Raw genomic sequence first — 7,806 nt, 5'->3', positions numbered from 1 at the left:
CGCATCCGGCTGCACCGCCGCCCACCGCTCAAACACCACCGGCAACGGCACCCGATCCACCTCAGCATCAGTGGCATTCCACCCCACCACCACCCGAACCCGCTCCTCCACCGACAACAGCTCAAGGTCGCTGACCGGCCGGCTCGGGTCGGTGGCGATCTGGGTGAGGAGCCGGGTGAACTGGTTGGCGATCCGCTCGACGGTGCCGCGGTCAAGGGCGTCCGGGCGGTACACGAACTCAAGGGTGAGCCGCTCGCCCGGCAGCGCGACGACGGTCAGCGGATAGTGCGTCGCATCGCGACCGTCCACCGCGGTGACGCGGAGGCCGGGCGCCGCGGGCAGGGTGTGGGTGTCCAGCGGATAGTTCTCGAACACGAGCAGCGTGTCGAACAGCTCCCCGACGCCCGCGGCCCGCTGGATCTCGGCCAGCGGCACGTGGTGGTGGACCATCAGCCGGACCTGCTGGTCCCGGAGCCGGGCCAGGACGTCGCGAACCGGCTCCTCGGGGCGGGCGCTGACGCGTACCGGGATGGTGTTGATGAACAGCCCAACCATCGAGTCGACGGCGGGCAGCTCCGGTGGCCGGCCGGAGACGGTGGCGCCGAAGACCGCGTCGGTGCGTCTGGTCAGCAGGCCGAGCAGCAGCCCCCAGGCGCCCTGCAGGACGGTGTTGACGGTGACGCCGAGGTCCCGCGCGGCGGCGTCGAGATGAACCGGCAGCTCGCGGGTTACCTGCTCCGGCAAGGTCGGGCGGGTGTGGGAGTCGACGCCGCAGAGCCGGGTCGGTTCGGTCAGTCCGGCCAGCGCCGTCCGCCACTGCGCCAGCGAGGCCTCGCGGTCCTGCACGGCGACCCACGCCAGGTAGTCGCGGTACGGCGTGGCCGGTGGCAGCGCCCCGGCATCGCCGTCCGCGGCGTACAGGTCGATGATTTCGCGGACCAGCACGGGCAGGGACCAACCGTCGACCAGCAGGTGGTGCAGGGTCAGGACGAGCCGGAACCGCCCGGCGCCCATGCGTACCAGGCAACAGCGCAACAGCGGCGGCCGAGACAGATCGAACGGGGCCAGCCGCTCTTCGTCGGCCACCGGGACCGGGTTCGGGGCGTCGACCTCCCGCCAGGGAACCGTCACGTCCCGCGCCACGATCTGCACCGGTTGCCCCGAGCGGCGGTGCCGGAACGCAGCCCGCAGGTTCGGGTGCCGCCGTAGCAGCCCCTGCACGGCGGCGCGGAGCCGCTCGGGTCGCACGTCGCCGGCGAGGTCCACCAGGAGCTGCACCACGTAGACGCCGCTGCCGTCGCCGTCGAGGCCGGCGTGGAACAGCAGGCCCTCCTGCAGCGGCCCGAGCGGGAGAACCTCCTCGATGCGCAGTGCGGTCACGCGAGGCTCCCCAGGTCGTTTTCGAATTCGGCCAGTTCGTCGTCGGTGAGCGTGACCAGCGGCCGCTCCACCGCAGGGACCGGTGCGGCGACCTGGCCGGCGTGCCGGGCCAGGTCCTCCACAGTCCGGTGTTCGAAAACCTGCCGCACGGTCAGGGCGAGCCCGGCCTGCCGGGCGCGGCTGACCAGCTGGATGGAGGCGATGCTGTCCCCGCCCAACTCGAAGAAGCTGTCCTCGATGCCGACCGTGGGCACGCCGAGCACCTCGGCGACGGCCGCGGTGAGGATGCGTTCGGCTGGCGTGCGCGGTGGCCGCGGCGCGGCGGCGGAGGTGAACTCCGGCACCGGCAGCGCGTCGCGGTCCAGCTTGCCGTTCGGGGTCAGCGGCAGCGCCTTGAGCGTTACGAACGCCGCGGGCAGCATGTACTCGGGCAGCCGCGCGGCGAGGTGCTCGCGGAGCTGCCGTGAGTCCGGCGCGCCGCAGTGGCGGGGCACCAGGTAGGCGACGAGCTGCTTGTGCCCGGGCCGGTCCTCGCGGACCACCATCCGGGCCTCGGCGACGGACGGATGCGCTCCGAGGACGCTCTCGATCTCGCCCAGCTCGATCCGGAAGCCGCGCAGCTTGACCTGGTGATCCACCCGGCCGAGGAACTCCAGCTGCCCGTCCCGGCGCCACCGCACCAGGTCACCGGTGCGGTACATGCGCTCCCCCGGCGCGCCGAACGGGTTCGCGACGAACCGTTCCGCGGTCAGCCCCGGCCGGCCGAGATACCCGCGGGCCAGGCCGGCGCCCGCGATGTACAGCTCGCCCGCCACGCCCGGCGGCACCGGCCGCAGCGCGGCGTCCAGCACGAACACCTGGGTGTTCCGGATCGGCGCGCCGATCGGCGGGGCGCCCCCGGAGTCGGTGACGTCGGCGGCGGTGGACCAGATGGTGCTCTCCGTGGGTCCGTACAGGTTGGTGACGTTCGCCGCGCGGCGGTGCATCGTGGCGGCGAGCGGCGCGGGCAGGGCCTCCCCGCCGACGAGCATCCGCAGCCCGGACGGGAGGTGGTCCGGCTCGGCGAGCAGCGCCTGCCAGAGCGTCGGCGTGGCCTGCATGATGGTGGCGCCGCTGCGCCGGGCCAGGTCGAGCAGGGCGCCCGGGTCCCGTACGGCGGCCTTGTCGGCGATCACCACCGCGGCGCCGCAGAGCAGGGGCAGGTACAGCTCCAGCGCGGCGATGTCGAAGCCGATCGTGGTGACGGCGAGCAGCCGGTCCGCGCCGCGCAGGGCGAACCGGTCGCGCATGGACAGCAGGAAGTTCACCAGGGCGGCGTGGGACACCACCACGCCCTTGGGCCGCCCGGTGGATCCGGAGGTGTAGATCACGTAGGCCGGGTTGACCGGCGCCGCCGGCACGGCGGGGATGCCGGCCAGATCCGTGGGCGGCCTGTCGAGCAACAGCCGTGGGACCGCGGTGTCGGGTAGCCGGTCGGCGGCCTCGCGGGTGGTGAGCACGCAGACCGGCGCGGCGTCGGCGAGCATGTACACGATCCGGTCGCCGGGGTAGTCCAGGTCGAGCGGCAGGTACGCCGCGCCCGACTTGAGGACGGCGAGCAGCGCGACCGGCAGGTCGGCGGTGCGGGGCACGGCGACCGCGACGATCCGTTCCGGCCCGGCGCCGTTCGCGCGCAGCCGGGCGGCCAGCGACTCGGCGTAGGCGTCGAGGTCGGCGTAGCTGAGTTCGGTGTCCCCGGAGCGGATCGCGGTCGCGTGTGGTGTCGCCCTCACCTGCCGGGCGATCAGCTCGGGCAGGGTGGCGGCGGGCAGCGGGGCCGCGGTGTCGTTGCGCTGCGCCAGCAGCAGCGTCCGCTCGCCGGGCAGCAGGACGTCGAGGTCGGCCAGGGGCCGCGCCGGGTCGACGACCGCCGAGGTGAGCAGCCGGACCAGCCGCTGGGCCAGGGCGTCGGCGGTGGCGGGGTCGAACAGGTCGAGGCTGTACTCCAGGGTGCCGTCGATGCCGTCGCCTCCGGCACGCTCGACCACGTACCAGGTGAGGTCCACCTTGGCTACCCCGACGTCGACCGGCTGCGGCTCGGCGACGACGCCGGGCAGGTCCGGGGCGGCGTCCTGCTGCCGGTAGTGGACGAGCATCACCTGGAACAGCGGGTGCCGCGCCAGCGACCGTGCCGGGTTGGCGGCGTCCACGACGTGTTCGAACGGCACGTCCTGGTGGTCGAAGGCCGCGAGGTCGGTGCGGCGCACCCGGGCCAGCAGTTCCTCGAACGTCGGGTCGCCGGCGGTGTCGGTGCGCAGCACCACGGTGTTCACGAAGAACCCGACGAGGTCGTCGAGGGCGTCGTCGGTGCGGCCGGCCACGGGCGTGCCGATCGGGATGTCGGTGCCGGCACCCAACCGGGTCAGCAGCGCGGCCAGGCCGGCCTGCAGCACCATGAACACGCTGACCCCGGCAGCCCGCGCCAGCCGCCGGATCCCGTCGTGCAGCTGGCCGGGAATCCGGAACGGCACGGTGCCGCCCCGGTAGGAGGCGGCCGGGGGGCGCGGCCGGTCGGCCGGCAGGTCGAGCTGATCGGGCAGGCCGCGCAGGGCGTCGGTCCAGTACCGCAACTGCCGGGCGTGCAGGCTGTCCGGGTCGTCCGCACGGCCGAGGAGCTTGTCCTGCCAGCGGGTGTAGTCGGCGTACTGCACCCGCAGCGGCGCCCAGGCCGGCGCCTCGCCGCGGCGGCGGGCCGCGTACGCCGTGGCCAGGTCGCGCATCAGCGGCGCCATCGACCACTCGTCGCCGGCGATGTGGTGCAGCAGCACCAGCAGGACGTGCCCGTCGGCGCCGGTGGGGAACAGCCAGGCCCGCAGCGGCGGCTCGGTGGCGAGGTCGAACGGGTGGCGAGCCGCCTCGGTGAGCCGGACGGCGAGGCCGCCCGGGTCGTCGCGGATCAGCAGCGGAGGCGTGGCGGCCCCGACCGGCAGGACGCGTTGCACGGGCTGGCCGTCGCGCTGGTCGATGACGGTGCGCAGGCTCTCGTGCCGGGCCGCCACGTCGGCGAGCGCCGCGCGCAGCGCGTCGCGGTCCAGCGGCCCGGACAGCCGCAGCGCGACTGGGATGTTGTAGGTGGGGCTCGGCCCCTCGAGCTGGTGCAGGAACCACAGCCGCTGCTGGGCGTAGGACAGCCCGAGCCGCTCCGGCCGGTCGACCGGGTGCAGGGCGGGCCGCTGCGAGCCGGCGTGGTCGAGCACGTCGGCCAGCCCCGCGACGGTCGGCGCGTCGAACAGGGCGCGGATGGTCACCTCGACGTCCAGGACCCGGCGGATCCGGCTGATCAGCCGGGTGGCGAGCAGCGAGTGGCCGCCGAGCGCGAAGAAGTCGTCGTCGACGCCGACCCCCTCGACCCCGAGGACCTCGGCGAACAGCTCGCACAGCAGCTGCTCACGCGGGTTGCGGGCCGCCCGGCCACCGCCGTTCGGGCCGAACCGCGGCGCCGGCAGCGCGCGGCGGTCGAGCTTGCCGCTGACGGTGAGCGGCAGCGCGTCGAGCGGCACGAGAGCCGCGGGTACGAGGTACCCGGGCAGCCGGGCGGACAGCTCCCGCCGTAGACGTTCCGGGTCGATCGCCGCACCGGCGTGCGGCACGACGTACCCGACGAGGCGCTTCTGGTCGCCGTCGGGGTGCACGACGACGACGGCCGCCTCGATGCTCCGCTCGCGGGTCAGCTCGGCCTCGATCTCGCCCGGCTCGATCCGGAACCCGCGGATCTTCACCTGGTGGTCGGTGCGGCCGAGGTACTCCAGCACGCCGTCCTCGTCCCAGCGCACGAGGTCGCCGGTCCGGTACATCCGCGTGCCGGGCGGACCGTACGGGTCGGCCACGAAGCGTGCGGCAGTGAGGCCGGGACGGCCCAGGTAGCCGCGCGCGAGCTGCGGCCCGGCCAGGTAGAGCTCCCCCGGCACCCCGGGCGGGACGGGACTCAGCGCGGCGTCGAGCACGTACGTGCGGCTGTTGCCGACGGGCCGGCCGACCATCGGGGCGTCGTGGTCACGGATCCGGCAGGACAGCGCGTCCACGGTGAACTCGGTCGGGCCGTAGAAGTTGTGGCCGGCCACCCCGCCGGCGTCGAGCAGGAAACTCCACAGCGGGGCGCCGACCGCCTCCCCGCCGAGCATGACGATGCGCGGGCGGTGCTGCGCCGGGTCGAGTAGCCCCGCGGCGAGCAGCTGCGGCACGTACGACGGGGTGAGGTCGAGCAGGTCGATCCGTTCGTCCCGGACCTGGCGCACCAGCGCCTCGGGATCCAGCCGGGTCTGCTCGTCGACCAGGTGCAGCTCGTGGCCGGCGACCATCCACAGCACCGGTTCCCAGAAGGTGTCGAACACGACCGAGGCGACCAGCCCGGCGCGCAGCCGCCGGCCACCGGCCGCGGCGACCTCCGGGGTGATGAAGTCCGCGAGGTGGACGGCGAACAGGTTGGCCAGGCCGTGGTGCGGGATGACCACACCCTTCGGGGCGCCGGTGGAGCCGGACGTGTAGATGACGTAGGCGGGATTCGCCGCCCGCAGCGGCCGGATCCGGTCGCGGTCGGTGGGATCGTGGCCGGGCAGGCCGTCGAGCGGGCGGGGGTCGTCGACGGCGACGGTGGCGCAGTCGGGCGGCAGCGCGCCGGTGGTGGCGTGGGTGGCCAGCACGCATGCCGCCGCGGTGTCGGTGAGCTGGTACGCGATCCGCTCGGCGGGGTGGTCCGCGTCCAGCGGCAGCGCGGCCGCCCCCGCCTTCAGCACCGCGAGCAGGCCGATCATCAGGTGCTCGTCGCGGGGCAGCGCCAGCCCGACGACGTCCTCCGGTCCCACGCCGCGGCGGATGAGCAGGTGCGCCAGCCGGTTCGCCCGCGCGTTCAGCTCGCCGAAGCCGAGCCGGCTCCGGCCGGCCACCACCGCGGTCCGCTCCGGCTCACCGGCGGCCTGGGCCTCGAACGCCTCGGCGAGGGTGGCGGCCGGTACGGCGCGGCGGCCGCCGTCCCCGGCGGCGAGCAGCCGGGACCGTTCCTCGGCGGTGAGCAGGTCGACGGCGGCGAGCGGGCGCGCGGCGTCGGCGGCGATCGCGGCGAGCAGCCGGGTCAGCCAGGTGATGATCCGCCCGGCCAGCACCGGATCGATGAGGTCCGGGCGGTACGCCACCCTCAGCGCCAGCCGGTGCCCCGGCGTCACGGTCAGGCTCAGCGGGTAGTGCGTGGCGTCGCGGCGGTCGATGCCGCTGACCGTGATGTCGGCCGCGTGGGGCGGCTCGCCCGGGTCGAGCGGGTAGTTCTCGAAGACGAGCAGCGTGTCGAACAGCTCGCCCACGCCGGCCTCCCGCTGGATGTCGGCCAGCGACAGGTGGTGGTGGGCGATGAGGCCCGCCTGGTCGTGCTGCAGCCGGGACAGCCCGGCCGCGATGGGCTCGCCGCGGTCGATGCGCACGCGGACCGGGACGGTGTTGATGAACAGGCCGACCATCGACTCCACGCCGGGCAGGTCAGCCGGACGGCCGGACACGCTGGTGCCGAACACCACGTCGTCGCGGCCGGTGAGCAGGCCGAGCAGGATCGCCCAGGCGCCCTGGAGCACGGTGTTGACGGTCAGGCCGTGGCTGCGGGCAACGCCGGTGAGCGCGGCGGTGGTGGCCTCGTCGAGGTGCGCGTCGATGAGCCGCTCCGGTGCCGCGCCGGGCGCGGCGCGCACCAGCCGGGTGGGCTCGTCCAGGCCGGCCAGGGCCGCCCGCCAGGCAGCGCGGGCGGCCGAGCGATCCCGGCCCGCGAGCCAGGCCAGATAGTCCCGGTACGGGCGGACGGGCTCCGGGTGCACGCCGCCGGCCGGGTACGCGTCGAGCAGGTCGCGCACCAGCACCGGCAGGGACCAGCCGTCCACCACGAGGTGGTGCGCGGTCAGTAGCAGGCGGAACCGCCGCTGGTCGAGCTTCAGCAGCGTGGCTCGCAGCAGCGGGGCAGCCGACAGGTCGAACGGCCGAGTGCGTTCCTCGTCGGCCACCAGCTCGGCCCGCGCCGCCCCGTCGGCGGCCGCGGACAGATCGACGGCGCGCCAGGGCACGGTCACCTCGTCGGCGACGACCTGCACGGCCGTGCCGTCCGGGGCGTGCTGGAACGCGGCCCGCAGGCCGGAGTGCCGGGCCGTCACGGCGGCCAGGGCGGCGCGCAGCCGGTCGCCGTCCACCGGGCCGTCGAGGTCGATCAGCAGTTGGACGACGTACGCACCGTCACCCCGGTCGTCGTCGGCGGCGTTGAGGCCGGCGAGGAACAGCAGGCCCTCCTGCAGCGGCGCCAGGGGCAGCACCTGCGCGCCGTCGGCCAGCCCGGGCAGGGCGGGAACGGTCAGCGCCGGTGGTTCACCGGCCGGGTCGAGGTCGGTGAGCACCGACGCGAGGGCCTCGGGGGTCGGG

Annotated in this window: 2 protein-coding genes; both read right to left on the bottom strand. The window is 74.9% G+C overall.

Annotated features, from left to right (window positions below):
* The coding region (locus C1I99_RS26915; protein ID WP_233512737.1) for a condensation domain-containing protein at positions 1-1,380 on the bottom strand (1,380 nt) is incomplete at its 3' end.
* Positions 1,377-7,781, bottom strand: a complete 6,405-nt coding sequence (locus tag C1I99_RS26910; protein ID WP_233512736.1) for a non-ribosomal peptide synthetase — start codon at positions 7,779-7,781, stop codon at positions 1,377-1,379. The genes C1I99_RS26910 and C1I99_RS26915, both read right to left, overlap by 4 nt.
* Between the last annotated feature and the right edge of the window lie 25 nt (positions 7,782-7,806).

This window comes from Micromonospora deserti (assembly GCF_003236335.1).
GTDB lineage: Bacteria > Actinomycetota > Actinomycetes > Mycobacteriales > Micromonosporaceae > Micromonospora > Micromonospora deserti.
The sequence above is the reverse complement of the archived record's forward strand: the minus strand, read 5'-3'. Positions and strand labels throughout refer to the sequence as shown.